The sequence below is a fragment of the Pseudomonas sp. LRF_L74 genome, assembly GCF_965644255.1.
GTDB lineage: Bacteria > Pseudomonadota > Gammaproteobacteria > Pseudomonadales > Pseudomonadaceae > Aquipseudomonas.
The window spans coordinates 346442-359309 of sequence record NZ_CBFFRH010000007.1 but is presented as its reverse complement, the minus strand read 5'-3'; the positions used below and the strand labels follow the sequence as shown (position 1 = coordinate 359309).

The 12868-nt window shown below is 61.3% G+C and carries 15 protein-coding genes; 10 read left to right on the top strand and 5 right to left on the bottom strand.

Features of this window, described 5'->3' with window-relative positions:
* Positions 1 to 119 precede the first annotated feature (119 nt).
* The 4 genes from ACSZPK_RS19725 to ACSZPK_RS19710 all read left to right on the top strand — a co-directional run bounded on the left by ACSZPK_RS19725 (position 120) and on the right by ACSZPK_RS19710 (position 3024).
* Complete coding sequence (locus ACSZPK_RS19725; protein ID WP_437883224.1) at positions 120 to 1886, top strand: hypothetical protein; 1767 nt, start codon at positions 120 to 122, stop codon at positions 1884 to 1886.
* Positions 1886 to 2122 carry a hypothetical protein gene (locus ACSZPK_RS19720; RefSeq protein WP_437883223.1) on the top strand — a complete coding sequence of 79 codons (237 nt, stop codon included), beginning with the start codon at positions 1886 to 1888 and terminating at the stop codon, positions 2120 to 2122. Before ACSZPK_RS19725 ends, ACSZPK_RS19720 begins: the two co-directional genes overlap by 1 nt.
* Before the next feature lie 111 nt (positions 2123 to 2233).
* The gene (locus ACSZPK_RS19715; protein ID WP_437883222.1) at positions 2234 to 2680 is read left to right on the top strand and encodes a structural protein P5; all 447 of its coding nucleotides are present in this window, start codon (positions 2234 to 2236) and stop codon (positions 2678 to 2680) included.
* The gene (locus ACSZPK_RS19710) at positions 2677 to 3024 is read left to right on the top strand and encodes a hypothetical protein (protein ID WP_437883221.1); all 348 of its coding nucleotides are present in this window, start codon (positions 2677 to 2679) and stop codon (positions 3022 to 3024) included. Before ACSZPK_RS19715 ends, ACSZPK_RS19710 begins: the two co-directional genes overlap by 4 nt.
* A gap of 277 nt (positions 3025 to 3301) precedes the next feature.
* On the opposite strand, the gene ACSZPK_RS19705 is transcribed toward ACSZPK_RS19710, so the two are convergent.
* Complete coding sequence (locus ACSZPK_RS19705; RefSeq protein WP_437883220.1) at positions 3302 to 4207, bottom strand: NYN domain-containing protein; 906 nt, start codon at positions 4205 to 4207, stop codon at positions 3302 to 3304.
* Positions 4208 to 4590: 383 nt separating this feature from the next.
* On the opposite strand from ACSZPK_RS19705, the gene ACSZPK_RS19700 reads away from it, so the two are divergent.
* The 3 genes from ACSZPK_RS19700 (at position 4591) to recX (ending at position 6691) form a co-directional block, all read left to right on the top strand.
* Positions 4591 to 5091, top strand: coding sequence for a CinA family protein (locus tag ACSZPK_RS19700; RefSeq protein ID WP_437883219.1), 501 nt, complete (start codon positions 4591 to 4593; stop codon positions 5089 to 5091).
* Between the two features lie 86 nt (positions 5092 to 5177).
* A complete protein-coding gene (gene recA, locus ACSZPK_RS19695; protein WP_437883218.1) occupies positions 5178 to 6227 on the top strand; it encodes a recombinase RecA in 1050 nt (349 codons plus the stop codon).
* Positions 6227 to 6691 carry a recombination regulator RecX gene (recX, locus tag ACSZPK_RS19690; RefSeq protein ID WP_437883233.1) on the top strand — a complete coding sequence of 155 codons (465 nt, stop codon included), beginning with the start codon at positions 6227 to 6229 and terminating at the stop codon, positions 6689 to 6691. The genes recA and recX overlap by 1 nt, the downstream gene beginning before the upstream one ends.
* A gap of 5 nt (positions 6692 to 6696) precedes the next feature.
* Here the strand turns inward: recX and ACSZPK_RS19685 are convergent, their stop codons facing one another.
* Complete coding sequence (locus ACSZPK_RS19685; RefSeq protein WP_437883217.1) at positions 6697 to 7776, bottom strand: LOG family protein; 1080 nt, start codon at positions 7774 to 7776, stop codon at positions 6697 to 6699.
* Positions 7777 to 8129: 353 nt separating this feature from the next.
* Entirely contained in the window at positions 8130 to 8531 is a 402-nt protein-coding gene (locus ACSZPK_RS19680) for a quorum-sensing-regulated virulence factor family protein (RefSeq protein WP_437883216.1), read from the bottom strand.
* 117 nt (positions 8532 to 8648) lie between these two features.
* Here ACSZPK_RS19680 and ACSZPK_RS19675 point away from each other — a divergent pair, with 117 nt between their 5' ends.
* Positions 8649 to 9362, top strand: a complete 714-nt coding sequence (locus ACSZPK_RS19675) for a tRNA-uridine aminocarboxypropyltransferase (RefSeq protein ID WP_437883215.1) — start codon at positions 8649 to 8651, stop codon at positions 9360 to 9362.
* Here the strand turns inward: ACSZPK_RS19675 and ACSZPK_RS19670 are convergent.
* Complete coding sequence (locus tag ACSZPK_RS19670; protein ID WP_437883214.1) at positions 9343 to 10239, bottom strand: DMT family transporter; 897 nt, start codon at positions 10237 to 10239, stop codon at positions 9343 to 9345. The genes ACSZPK_RS19675 and ACSZPK_RS19670 overlap by 20 nt on opposite strands.
* Before the next feature lie 140 nt (positions 10240 to 10379).
* On the opposite strand from ACSZPK_RS19670, the gene erdR reads away from it, so the two are divergent.
* Positions 10380 to 11030, top strand: coding sequence for a response regulator transcription factor ErdR (erdR, locus tag ACSZPK_RS19665; RefSeq protein WP_437883213.1), 651 nt, complete (start codon positions 10380 to 10382; stop codon positions 11028 to 11030).
* Positions 11031 to 11098: 68 nt separating this feature from the next.
* Positions 11099 to 11464: a diacylglycerol kinase gene (locus ACSZPK_RS19660; protein ID WP_437883212.1), complete on the top strand. Its 366-nt coding sequence runs from the start codon at positions 11099 to 11101 to the stop codon at positions 11462 to 11464.
* 70 nt (positions 11465 to 11534) lie between these two features.
* On the opposite strand, the gene ACSZPK_RS19655 is transcribed toward ACSZPK_RS19660, so the two are convergent.
* Entirely contained in the window at positions 11535 to 12866 is a 1332-nt protein-coding gene (locus ACSZPK_RS19655) for a DUF58 domain-containing protein (protein ID WP_437883211.1), read from the bottom strand.
* Positions 12867 to 12868 lie beyond the last annotated feature (2 nt).

Below are 12868 nucleotides of genomic sequence, written 5' to 3'. Positions count from 1 at the left end.
CCGACCTGGTGGGCCGGCTCGGACGAGAGCGACACGCGCCCGATTGGCACCGCTCGCGGCTATGCCGTTCGCTACTTCCAGCCCATCGCCCACGGGCCAGTTCCAGTAGAGACTTGATCATGCTGAGCATCATTGTGGGTTCGCGCTGGAGCAAAGCGCGGCCGGCATCGGCGCGGCCGGTGGATTCTGCGTGGGATTCCAGCGAGCGGCTGGATTGTTCGATGGCGCCAGGCTGGCAGCAAGCGGGCGCGGCTGACATCGACAGCGGGTCGGGCTGGGATGCCGTGCCGGCGCTCGACAGCGCCACGGATGGCCGGTGGGGCATTGCCTCGCCTGCTGATCCTGCTGCCACTGCTTCGCCCTGGGATGAAGTGGCGACGAAAGATTCGGGCGTGCGCGCAGCGTGGGACCGCAGCATCAAGCCGCGTGATGTGGCGTTGCTACTGATCTACAACCCGAAGCCGGCATGGAAGGACTCGTCTATCAGCGCGCCCGTGCGCCGGGTCGACGAATTCGGCAAGCGCTACGACGCGGCGACCGAGTTGCAAGACAGTCTGTATGTGCCTGGCACCGGCCCGCTGGTGTTCTCGTTCGGCGGCAAGCCGTACTTCCCCAGCACCCAGCCCAGCGTCTACTTCAACTTCATCTACACAGCGGCGAGCCATCGTATCCAGCCGGTCGACAGCGGCGGGGCGGTGCGTTGGCAGGCGGCCCGGCGCCTGCAGCTCGACGCCCGCCTGCCTTGGGGCAGGGCACGCGTGCTCGACGGCAAGATCACCGGGATCACGTATCCCGACTACAGCGGCCCGGTAAAACCACTGCCGGACCCGCCCCCCGATCCCGAAACTCTGGAAACCTACATGATCGCGAACACCGTCAATCTCGTTGTGCTGCCTGACCGCACGCCGGTCGAGGCAAAGAACATCCGCGTTTCGTGGGACGCCGACTCGTTCAGTTGGAAATGGAGCGGCGATATCTTCACGCACGCCGCCCTCGATCTTGTGCGGCCGGATGGCACCGGCGCTGGCGAGCTGGAACTTGATATCAACGGCTGGACCTGGGTGCTGCTCGTCGAGCGCTACAGCCGGAATCGCCGCTTTGCGAACGAGGCCTACACGATCAGCGGCGGCACCCGCCAGCAACTGCTGGCCGAGCCCTACGCGCCGCTGCGCACCGGCGTGAACAGCGCGCCGATCACTGCCAGGCAGGCCGCCGAGGAGCAACTGCTCAACACCGGTTTCACGCTCACATGGGATGCTGAGAATGCTGGCCCTGCTGACTGGACCTTTCCGGCCGGCTCGTTCAGCTACCAGAGCCAGACCGCGATTCAGGTCATCGCGAAGATCGCCGCAACGGTCGGCGCCATCGTGCGCCCAGCTCGCGACAGCGACAGCCTGGAGGTTATCCCTCGCTACCCGACCGCGCCCTGGGAGTGGAACGGCGTCGAGGCTCCTATCTCGCGCATCATCCCGCCAGCGATGATGACCGACCTGTCGGGTGAGTGGACTCCGCAGCCCGACTGGAATGCTTGCTACGTCAGCGGCACCAGCCACGGCGTATCGATGCTCGTCCGCCGTGCCGGTACCGCCGGCGACAACCCGACAGCGGATGTCTTCGATGACTGGATCACTGGCGAAGAAGCCAACCGCGCCCGCGGCGTTCACGAGCTGAGCAAGGGCGGCAACATCGAGATCGTCGGCTTCACCATCCCGCTGTTCCCGCTCACAGACGATCACGGCGTTGGCCTCTGCCTGCCCGGCAACCTCTACCGTGTGCCCGAAGAGACCGGCAGTTGGGACGGTCTGTGTCTATCGGTCGAGATCAGTGCAGACGGCACGGGGGCGGTCAAAGTCGCCCAGGTGCTCAAATTGGAGAGGCACTACTGATGGCCACTGTGAATCCCTGGAAGCGTTTCATCGGTCTGCTGCCCGGCGGGGTGCGCACGGTTGCAACCGTACTCAGCATCGATACGACAATCGGCCTGGCCCAAGTCGAGCTGCGCACCGGCACCCGCGTCACTGTGCGCGGCGTCGACGTGCCGGCGAACTCAAAGGCCTACATCGCTGACGGTGTGATCGTCGGCGCCGCGCCGGACCTGCCGCACCTCGATGTTGATGTCTAAGCCACAGCTTAGATTTTTACCTTAATCGCTCAGTATCTGAGCAAAACGAAACCACAGCTTAGATTTTGGCCCGCCAAGTGCGGGCTTTTTTGTGCCCGGAGAAAAGAAACCATGGCAGCTACACGAGGCGTTAGAAACAACAACCCCGGCAACATCGACTTCAACACGCGCAACCCGTGGCAGGGCCAGCTCGGCCTGGAAGCGGGCGTAGCGAAGCCGCGCTTTGCTCGGTTCGACTCGCCTGAGAACGGTATCCGTGCTCTGGCAAAACTGCTGCTCAACTACCGTGGTAAAGACGGTCTGCCGGGTGTGGGTGGACCTGGTATCGATACTGTGCGTGAAACCATCAGCCGCTGGGCTCCGGGTAACGAGAACGATACCGAGGCCTATATCGCGGCCGCTGCTCGAGCGTTAGGTGTGGGGGCTTGTGAGGTGATTGATGTCCGGCGCCCGGCGGTTTTGCGCGGGCTTGTTGTCGCGATCATCAGGCACGAGAACGGTGGAGTTCCCTATGACGGGGCTGTGATCGATGAGGGCGTGCGGAGAGCGCTGCAATGAGTATTGAGGCTGGTCGTCTGCTTGCCTATGTCCTCGTAACTCTTCTCGGGCTTGCTACTGGCTGGCAGGTCCATGCCTGGAAGGCCGGCTCAGATGAAGCGATCCGCCTGCAGGCTAAGCAGGATTCCGAGGAGGTCGCGCGCGGAATGGTTGCGGATATAGCCAAGCAAACCGTGGCGGCAATCAGCGGAATCAGGATAACGAACAAAACCATCTATCAGCGGACTCAGCATGAAATCATCAAAGAGCCTATGGACCCTGGTTGCCGCATTCCTGCTAGCTGGATGCGCAACATCAACGACGCCCGTGCCAATCGATCAGGCGTTGCTGCAGCGCTGCCCTGATCTGCAGCCGGTGTCTGTTGCAGAGGACGGGACCGGAGATCCTGCTGACCTGACGCTGGCTGACGTGGATCTGTCCGGCGAGTATCTGGAGTGTCAGCGTAGGAATGATGGGCTGATCGAGGCTGTACGAGCGTTGGGGCTGGACGCGTCGCCGGGGCAGGGGGGCATTTAGATACCGGCTGTATGGTTCTGCTTATAGCCCCGCATGAACAAGTGCCACCCGTAGGGGCTGCGTTGGCAATATTCAGCGCAGCCTAGTGGGTGGGCGCTCCTGATATCACGGCTGACGTTTCTGAACGTACTCTTGGAAAAGTACACGAACGTATTTGATTTCCTGTGCGCTCAGTCTGCGTTCTAGGCTTTCGCCCGCTCTGGCCAGCAGCTTCCCATCAAACTCTCTTGGGATGTCATTTTTTGTTGACCAGTATGTTTTTAGCTTCACCACATCATTTGATACAATACTATCGCAGTGTTTCGCCATAAAAGCGTCGAGCAAATCAGTCGTGCCGGGGTTTGCTTTGTTGATGATATTGGGTAGCTGATCTGTCGTAGATTCTTTGCTCACCACAGGCGCCGTTGGAGCTGGTGTGGTTGCAGTAACCTGTTTCGTAACCGTTGGCTTTGGTTTGGTGGCGGTAGGGGGGCGAATCGTTAGGAACGATGAAACGATTGCGGCGTCCCACTCACAATGAGTATCTGCCTCTTGGATAAGTGCGATTGACTGCGAGCCTCGGCTCGGGACGATCCCAATGAGGTGGACTCTCACGCCGTAGCTCTGTGCGAGCTGAACACCGACACGAACATCCTCATCTCCAGATATTAGTACTGCATCAGAAATCGCATGATTTCTCGCTAGCTCAATAAGGTCCGTGACGATAAGGGAGTCCACACCTTTCTGCTGGCCATGCCCGTTGAGGGCGCCAAATCGAACCTTCACGTTCTTGCTGTATGCTAAACGGTCGTGGTCTGCTGTGGGGCCTCGTCGCACATCTATCGCGTCATACCAATAGATGCGTAGGAGAGGGATTTGACCGGATAGCTCATCGGCGGTTTGCAGCAGTTGTGCGATAGCTGCTGACTCGTTCAAAGATAGGTCGGTTCTTTGTTTTTTCGCGCCTGAAATCGCAGTTGAGCCTTGTGCGAACAGGTAGCCAGCATCGACAAAAATAGCAAGTCTGCGCATTTTCTATCCCTAGAAAGTATTAAGGGCCCCCGCAGGGACCCTTTGTATGTTCTGCCCTAGCCAATAATAGTAGTGGTCAGGGCAGTAACGGACGTTAATCTAGTGCGTTTTGACGTGGCAGTCAACACAAGGATGGGGCAAAAATGGGGCAGCTCATACGCCACCACATGCCACCCAATGCCCATCTGATCTATGTTTGTATTTGCCCATCATACCTTGGCGCCTTAGTGCTGTAAGGCTTTGGCTGTTTTTACGGGCGATACTTGATCATCATGGGGGTGTGGGCAGAGAGATCACTCATCGTTCTTGCTGTCCGGTCAATTCGCAAAAGCGCGTAGTGTACGGCATCCGCCCGGCGCGCTTCATCATCGAGGAGAGCGAAAATGGATTCGATCACCGCCATGGCGGAACAACTGGGCCAGCGCCTGCAGGCCATTGCTGCCCATGTCGCGACCGCCGAATCATGCACGGGAGGCGGTATCGCCGAGGCGATCACCCGTGTAGCGGGCTCGTCGGCCTGGTTCGAGGCCGGTTTCGTCACTTACTCCAACGAACAGAAGACTCGTCAGCTCGACGTGCCGCCGCAGCTTTTCGAGCAGGTTGGCGCGGTCAGCCGCGAAGTGGTCGAGGCGATGGTGAGTGCCGCCCGGGACAAGGCTGACGCGCGTTTTGCCGTGGCGGTCAGTGGTATTGCCGGCCCCGGTGGCGGTTCCGAGGAGAAGCCCGTGGGCACGGTCTGGCTGGCCTGGTGCGACGGTCCGAGCATTCATGCCCGGCGCTGCCATTTCCTCGGCGACCGACAAACAGTGCGTTTGCGCACGGTCGAACAGGCGCTCGACGGCTTGCTCCGACTGACGGCGGGGGAAAATCCATCACGGGGGTAGGCGAGTCGTCCCGCATATGAAATACTACTGTCTACTTATACAGTTGTTGGTGGGCTGCTTGCCCCTGTGAATTCGTGAGGATGGAAATGGACGAGAACAAGAAGCGCGCTCTGGCGGCTGCCCTGGGACAGATCGAAAAGCAATTCGGCAAGGGCGCCGTGATGCGCATGGGCGATCATGACCGTCAGGGCATCCCGGCCATTTCCACCGGTTCCCTGGGGCTGGACATCGCGCTGGGCATCGGCGGCCTTCCGAAGGGCCGTATCGTCGAGATCTACGGACCTGAATCCTCGGGTAAGACAACGCTGACACTGTCGGTCATTGCCGAAGCGCAGAAGCAGGGGGCGACCTGCGCCTTCGTCGATGCCGAGCATGCACTCGATCCCGACTATGCCGGCAAGCTGGGCGTTAACGTCGACGACCTGCTGGTATCCCAGCCGGATACCGGTGAGCAGGCGCTGGAAATCACCGACATGCTGGTGCGCTCCAACGCGGTCGACGTGATCATCGTCGACTCCGTGGCCGCACTGGTGCCCAAGGCCGAGATCGAAGGCGAGATGGGCGACATGCACGTGGGGCTGCAGGCCCGCCTGATGTCCCAGGCGCTGCGCAAGATCACCGGTAACATCAAGAACGCCAATTGCCTGGTCATCTTCATCAACCAGATCCGCATGAAAATCGGCGTAATGTTCGGTAACCCGGAAACCACCACCGGTGGTAACGCGCTCAAGTTCTACTCATCCGTCCGCCTGGATATCCGCCGCACTGGCGCGGTGAAGGATGGCGACGAGGTGGTGGGCAGTGAAACCCGTGTCAAAGTGGTCAAGAACAAGGTTTCTCCGCCGTTCCGCCAGGCCGAGTTCCAGATTCTCTATGGCAAGGGCATCTACCGTACCGGTGAGGTCATCGACCTGGGGGTTCAGCTCGGTCTGGTCGAGAAGTCCGGTGCCTGGTACAGCTACCAGGGCAACAAGATCGGTCAGGGCAAGGCCAACGCAGCCAAGTACCTGGAAGACAATGCGGAAGTCGGCAAGGCTATCGAATCGCTGATTCGCGGCAAGCTCCTGGCCAATACGCCGCGCGCCAATGCACAGAGCGAAGCAGAGGCTGACGATACGGCCGATCTGGACGCCTGATTTCCATGATGCTCGATACGCCCGTGGCCGTACGCCGAGCGGCAATGGATTTTCTGGCGAGGCGTGAGCATGGCCGTACGGAGCTTGAGCGCAAACTTCGCCAGCGTGGGGCCAGCCCTGAACTGATCGACGAGGCGCTCAACCGCTTGGCGGAAGAAGGGCTGTTGTCGGAAAACCGTTTTCTCGACAGCTTCGTCAGCAGCAGGGCACGCGCCGGTTACGGCCCCTTGCGTATTCGCGAGGAACTGGCGCAGCGTGGGCTTTCCCGCTCCGACATCGAGCAAGCACTGCAAGATGCCGGGGTCGACTGGACGGACCAACTCCGTGAGGTCTGGCGGCGCAAGTTCGCCGGTAATCAGCCAACTGATATGCGGGAGCGTGCCAAGCAGGGGCGTTTCCTCAGTTATCGGGGCTTCGCTCCCGAGCAAATAAATCGCCTGCTGCGCGGTGCTGACCTGGAGTGATTGCTTCAACCATTGCTTGCCCAGTTCTGCGGCAGGTTGATGAAGTCCACCAGCAGGCGTAGCCGCCCCTGATGGCGGGCGTTGAAAGCGAAGGCCAGGCGCGTCAAGTCAGCAAACTCAGGTTCGTCATTCTCGAATTCGCTCGATGCTTGTTGTGAATATTGACCATCCAGACAAATATCGGCGAACTCCCGGTTGAGCGTGTGCATGGCCGATTCGTTCAGAGGATGATGCATGCGAATCAGGAATTGCCCCTTGAGCCAGCGAGTCGAGTGGAAGTTGCGGTAGAAACGCATGATTTCCTGAACGGCATCGTCGGCACTGTGGACGAGCCGTACCAGTTGCAGGTCTTCTGCGAGGATGTAGCGCCGCTCCAGCAACTGCTCGCGAATGTAGTCGATCCAGTGTTCCCAGTAGTGGCTACCGGGCTCGTCGAGCAATACGATGGGCACCAGTGGGCTTTTGCCCGTCTGCACCAGTGTCATCACTTCCAGGGCCTCATCCAGGGTGCCGAAGCCGCCCGGGCATAACACCAGTGCATCAGCTTCCTTGACGAAGAACAGCTTGCGCAGGAAGAAGAAGTGAAACGACAGCAGGTGCTCGCTGCCATGCATGGTGGCGTTGGCACTTTGCTCGAAAGGCAGGGTGATATTGAAACCCAGGCTGTTGTCCGTGCCCGCGCCTTCGTGGGCGGCGGCCATGATGCCGCCTCCCGCTCCGGTGATCACCATCATGTTCTGGCGAGCCAGTGCTTGCCCAAGTTGCCTGGCCAGCAAATAGGTTGGATTGTCGGGCAGGGTGCGCGCGGAACCAAATACCGTGACCTTGCGCCGCCGCTGGAAATGCTGCAGTACCGAAAAGGCGTTCTCCATTTCTCGTAACGTCTGCATCATGATCTTGGCATCCCAGCGGCTGCGGTCTGCCTGGGCCATGCGCACCACTGTCGTGAGCATCTCCTGGTAGAGGGCCAGGTTTGGGCTGCTGGGTGGCACCATGAGGCTGGCCAGCTCACTGACCTTTTCGCTTATATCGGCACTACTGGTCTGTACATGGCGCGATAGGTAGTCGCCTGTTTCGTAAGGCATGGAGTGCTCCTTCCATCTATTCAGGCTAGGGTCTGTTGACGTTTCGTCGCGACCGCGCCGGAGCCAGTTTTTACACGAGGCGAGGCGCGAGATGTGAAGTTTAGTGGGCTAAATGAGCCATCGAGTAACGCTGCATCGTGTAAAAACTGGCCCGGCCCTGCGGGTTGTGCGAGAAATAACCCCCGCTGTCGTTGCAGGACTTGCCAAGGGAATGACCATTGCCTGCGTCCTGCGCCTAACCGGGGGCTATTTCTCGCGACAACGCGGCTTGCGCCGAAACGTCAACAGACCCTGGCGCTATCGAGAGTATGGCTGGCCTGTGACACTTGATCGGAGGAGTGGATGGCGAGTTTTTATTTCAGGTCGCAATCCGCTTTGCTGAATTGCTCGCTGGTGACCGGAACGTTGGTCTTGTACTCGACGAAGTCGTAGCGCAGGACTGCGCCTTTCGCCAGCAACTGCTTGTAGCCGGCGTTACTGCATACGCTGCTGGCAAGCTGCTGACGAACGGTGTCGGGGTTGCCGCGCATCTGGGCCGCGTGGCGTGGGCGGACGCTGAGGCGATTGATCAACTGGTTGCCGCTGGCGCTGTAGCCTTCGTCGAGGATGTCTTCATTGATGGCGCGGGGAGTACCGGCGCTGCTTTCCTTGGCGACCTTCTGCAGCAGGGTGGTCAGTTCGAAGTCCTTGAGGGACGCCGCGTCCACAACGGGAATGGCAAGGCAGGCGGCAAGCAGGACAGCGAGGCGAGGCATGGAACTTCTCCTGAAAAAAGGCTGAATCCTTCGACCGGCGGGCGCTCGGTGGGTTCAGATCGGATGCGATCTTACCCTACACTTGCGCGCCTTTCGTCCACCCCCTTGGTATAAACAATGACACACGCGGTTTTCCGTCTGCGCAGCGAGCGCCTGGCCCGTAGTCTCAAGCCTTTCGTGGCAAGGGGCTCGCGGGCGCCCCGTTGCCCGCGCTGCCGGGTATTTCTCAGTCATTGCCTGTGCGCCTGGCAGCCGCAGGTGGAAAGCCGTTCGGCGATGTGCCTGATCATGCATGACGTGGAGGCGCTCAAGCCAAGCAACACGGGTTGGCTCATCGCTGACCTGGTCGAGGACACCTACGCATTCAACTGGCAGCGCACGGCTGTCGACCCACGCTTGCTGGAGTTGCTCGCCGATCCGCGATGGCAACCTTATGTAGTGTTTCCTGCGGAATATGCGGCACCTGGGCGCGTGGTTGCCGATGCCAGGCCGGGGCCAGGCAAGCGCCCGTTGTTCATCCTGCTCGATGCCACCTGGACCGAAGCACGCAAGATGTTTCGCAAGAGCCCTTATCTCGAAGGGTTGCCCGTACTCAGTCTGCAGCCGGAACAATTGTCTCGTTATCGGCTGCGCCGTTCCAAGCGCGACGATCATCTGTGCACTGCCGAGGTGGCGGCGTTGTGCCTGGAACTGGCGGGTGACGAGCGCGCAGGTGAGGCACTGGATGCCTGGCTGGACCTGTTCAGCGAGCGCTACCTGGGGGCCAAGCATCACCGGCCTGTCGATGAGGGCAATCAAACCCACATGGCGCTCAAGCCATTTCTCGATTGATCGCAGGCGTTTCACGGCGCGACCACAGTTGCGCCACCAGCATGCCGGCGAGCATCAGCAGGCAACCCACATACCCCCGACCTGAAAGCGATTCGCCGAGGAACAGCGCGCCAGCGATGGCGGCGAACACGGCCTCCAGCGACAGGATGATCGCTGCATGGGAAGCGATCGCGTGTTTCTGCGCGATGACCTGGAAAGTGAAGCCCACGGCCACCCCCAGCAGCCCGCCATAGAGGATGGCCGGTGTTGCCTGGATGATGGCACCGAAGTCGATGGGTTCCAGCGCTACGGCGAGCAGCAGGCTGATAACGGTGCATGTCAGGAACTGCAGCAGGGCGAGCAGCAGGGCGTCGTATCGGTTGGCGAAAGCACCGACCATCAGCACGTGAACACCCCAGACGAAAGCCCCGGCAAGTTGCAGCCAATCCCCCGGCGCCACATGGAAGCCATCGCCGACGCTGAGCAGGAACATGCCGACCACCGCCAGGGCTGCGCCCAGCCAGGTCCCGGCGCCGGTTCGCTGTTTCAGGAACAGGCCGAGCAGCGGCACTACGATGACATACAGGCCGGTGATGAAGCCGGAGTTGGTGACGCTGGTGAACAGTAGTCCCACCTGTTGCAGGTTGATGCCGAGGGTGATGATCACGCCCATGAGTACGCCACTGCCGACCAGGCCTCTGCTTATCGGCCTTGCCTGGCGTGGACCGAGAAGCATGATCAGCGGCAGCAAGGCGAGGCTGGCGAGTGCGAAGCGCAGGCCGGTATAGAGAAAGGGGCCGATGGCATCCATGCCCAGGCGTTGGGCGACGAACGCGCCGCCCCAGATCATGGCGGTCACCAACATCAGCAGGTCGGCGCGCAGGGCGTGTTGTCGCATCAGGCTTCCCATCGTGAAAAGCAGGCGACTTTGCCCGAAAGCGTAACGCTTGACCACCCCGCCCAGGCTGGGCATGCTTGGCGCCGCTTTGCGACGCGACGCCGGCGTCCGTTCCGGTGACAACCAGACCAGGGAATGCCATGGCTGCCTATGAAATCCTGATCGCTGATGACCACCCGCTGTTCCGTAGCGCGCTGCAACAGGCGTTGAGTCTGGGCCTGGGCGGAGAATCGAAGCTGGTCGAAGCGGCGAGCATCGCCGAACTCGAGGCGCGTCTTGGTGAGAAGTCGGACTGGGACCTGGTACTGCTCGATCTGAACATGCCAGGCGCATACGGCTTTTCCGGCTTGGTGTTGCTGCGTGGGCAGTATCCCCAGGTTCCGGTGGTGATGGTGTCCGCTCAGGAAGAAGCTGCCGTCGTGGCCCGGGCTAGGGAGTTCGGCGCCAGTGGCTTCATTCCCAAGTCGAGCGCGCTGGAGACCATCCAGGAGGCGGTCCGTGTGGTGCTCGATGGTGACGTCTGGTGGCCGCCTCAGTCTGCCGATGTCGCCAGTGTCTCCGAAGAGGCGAAAGCTGCAAGTGCCGGACTCGCCAGCCTCACGCCGCAGCAGTTCAGGGTCCTGACCATGGTGTGTGATGGCCTGTTGAACAAGCAGATCGCTTATGAGCTGAACGTCTCGGAAGCTACGGTCAAGGCGCATGTGACGGCGATCTTCCGCAAACTCGGGGTGCGTACCCGGACCCAGGCGGCGCTGTTGCTGCAGCAGTTGGAGTCCGTCCCGGGGCAATGACGTTTTTCACGCAAATTTGATCGCCATCCCTCTAGGGTGGCGGCTCGCTTTCCTGGAAGATTCTCTGCATGTCTCCATTCAAGGGCAAGACCGGCCTGACGCGGGTCATCAACGCCGTGGGTTATTCGCTGGACGGCCTGCGTGCCGCGTTCATCGGCGAGGCGGCGTTCCGCCAGTTGGTGCTCCTCAACGTCGTTCTGGTGCCATTGGCATTCTGGCTGGATGTCGCGCCGGTGGAGCGTGCGCTGATGATCGCGGTCGGCTTGCTGTCGCTGATCGTCGAATTGTTCAACTCCGCGGTGGAGGCGGCCATCGACCGCATTTCCCTGGAGCGCCACCCTCTGTCGAAGAATGCCAAGGACATGGGCAGCGCGGCACAGTTGATGTCGTTGAGCATCATCGCCATCGTCTGGGGCGTGATCCTGATCGGCTAGGCGCAGAGCCTCAAGCGCCAAGAGAAGGGCAAGCGCCGGATGCTTCGAGCTTGAGGCCGCCTGTGCCGCCTCAAAGCACCCCGGCTTTCTTCCAGGCAAGGTAGCTGCTTACCAGCTCCGGGCCCAGTTCGCTCGGGCGGGCATCGAGCACCGGTATGCCATTGGCCAGCAGTCGTTCGTGCAGGCCAGCACGGGCGCCGAGGTAATCGACCGTGCCGCAGTAGGCCAAGGCCTGTTGGTAGGTCTCGACGGGTTTGTGCCGCAACTGGTCGAGAACCTCCTCGCGCAGGCTGGCGACCAGTACGCGGTGCTGGCGGCTCATGCGCTTGACGGCACCGATCAGCTCTTCATCGTCCTCATCACGCAGGTTGGTGACCAGCACCACCAATGCGCGTCGACGCTGGCGGGCGAGCAGGGCATTGATTGCCGCTGCGTAGTCGGCCGGGCGCCGTGTGCTGTCGAGGGCATACACGGCATTGAGGATCGCGCTGATCTGTGCCTGGCCCTTCAGCGGAGCAAGATACTGGTCGCGTTCGCTGGCGAAGGTCGCCAGGCCGACGGCGTCGCCCTGGCGCAGGGCCACGTAGCTGAGCAGCAGGCTGGCGTTGAGGGCATGGTCGAAGTGCGACAGGTCGCCATCCTGGCTGCGCATGCGCCGGCCGCAGTCGAGCAGGAAAACGATCTGCTGGTCGCGTTCGTCCTGATATTCGCGGGCAATCGGCATGTGTTTGCGGGAGGTCGCCTTCCAGTCGATCTGACGCAGGGTATCGCCTTCGCGGAACTCGCGCAGTTGGTGGAATTCCAGGCCCAGGCCGCGACGTGGCCGCTGGCGTACGCCGAGCTGGTTGAGCCAGTCATCCACGGCCATCAGTTGTGCGCCGTAGACCCTGGCGAAGTCCGGGTAGACGCGGGTTTCGCCGGCGGCCTGTACATGGCGGCGGCCCTGCCAGAGGCGCAACGGGCTGGGCAGGTTTATCTCGCAGCGCTGGAACTGGAAATGGCCGCGCAGCAGCGGGCGTACCCGGTAGGCCCATTGCGTGCTCTCGCCGGGGCGCAGTTCCACGTTCTGCGGCAGGTGCTCGAAGTCCATGCGTTGCGGGATGTGGTCGAACACGCCGATGCGCAGCGGCTGCTTGAACTCGTGGTGCAAGGTCAGGCGTACCTCGCTCCAGCGGCCCAGCGGCAGGTTGCCTGGCAGGTGGCGCTCCAGCGTCGGTGATGGCAGGCGAGCGAGCCAGAGCGCATCCACCGCCGCGATCAGCACGACGGCGAGCAGGCTGGCCCAGCACAGTGTCATCAGGCTCGCCGGCAGGGCGATCCGCAGCAGCGGCAGGGTGCCGACCACGATGGCGAGCAGCAGCAGGAGCGTCAGCAGGATGAGCAACAGGCGCGAAGGTTTCATGG

Bases quoted from the DNA above. Each gene is read 5' to 3' on its own strand.
- ACSZPK_RS19725 (WP_437883224.1), top strand. From the start codon at position 120: ATGCTGAGCATCATTGTGGGTTCGCGCTGGAGCAAAGCGCGGCCGGCA.
- ACSZPK_RS19720 (WP_437883223.1), top strand. From the start codon at position 1,886: ATGGCCACTGTGAATCCCTGGAAGCGTTTCATCGGTCTGCTGCCCGGC.
- ACSZPK_RS19715 (WP_437883222.1), top strand. From the start codon at position 2,234: ATGGCAGCTACACGAGGCGTTAGAAACAACAACCCCGGCAACATCGAC.
- ACSZPK_RS19710 (WP_437883221.1), top strand. From the start codon at position 2,677: ATGAGTATTGAGGCTGGTCGTCTGCTTGCCTATGTCCTCGTAACTCTT.
- ACSZPK_RS19705 (WP_437883220.1), bottom strand. From the start codon at position 4,207: ATGCGCAGACTTGCTATTTTTGTCGATGCTGGCTACCTGTTCGCACAA.
- ACSZPK_RS19700 (WP_437883219.1), top strand. From the start codon at position 4,591: ATGGATTCGATCACCGCCATGGCGGAACAACTGGGCCAGCGCCTGCAG.
- recA (WP_437883218.1), top strand. From the start codon at position 5,178: ATGGACGAGAACAAGAAGCGCGCTCTGGCGGCTGCCCTGGGACAGATC.
- ACSZPK_RS19685 (WP_437883217.1), bottom strand. From the start codon at position 7,776: ATGCCTTACGAAACAGGCGACTACCTATCGCGCCATGTACAGACCAGT.
- ACSZPK_RS19680 (WP_437883216.1), bottom strand. From the start codon at position 8,531: ATGCCTCGCCTCGCTGTCCTGCTTGCCGCCTGCCTTGCCATTCCCGTT.
- ACSZPK_RS19675 (WP_437883215.1), top strand. From the start codon at position 8,649: ATGACACACGCGGTTTTCCGTCTGCGCAGCGAGCGCCTGGCCCGTAGT.
- ACSZPK_RS19670 (WP_437883214.1), bottom strand. From the start codon at position 10,239: ATGCGACAACACGCCCTGCGCGCCGACCTGCTGATGTTGGTGACCGCC.
- erdR (WP_437883213.1), top strand. From the start codon at position 10,380: ATGGCTGCCTATGAAATCCTGATCGCTGATGACCACCCGCTGTTCCGT.
- ACSZPK_RS19660 (WP_437883212.1), top strand. From the start codon at position 11,099: ATGTCTCCATTCAAGGGCAAGACCGGCCTGACGCGGGTCATCAACGCC.
- ACSZPK_RS19655 (WP_437883211.1), bottom strand. From the start codon at position 12,866: ATGAAACCTTCGCGCCTGTTGCTCATCCTGCTGACGCTCCTGCTGCTG.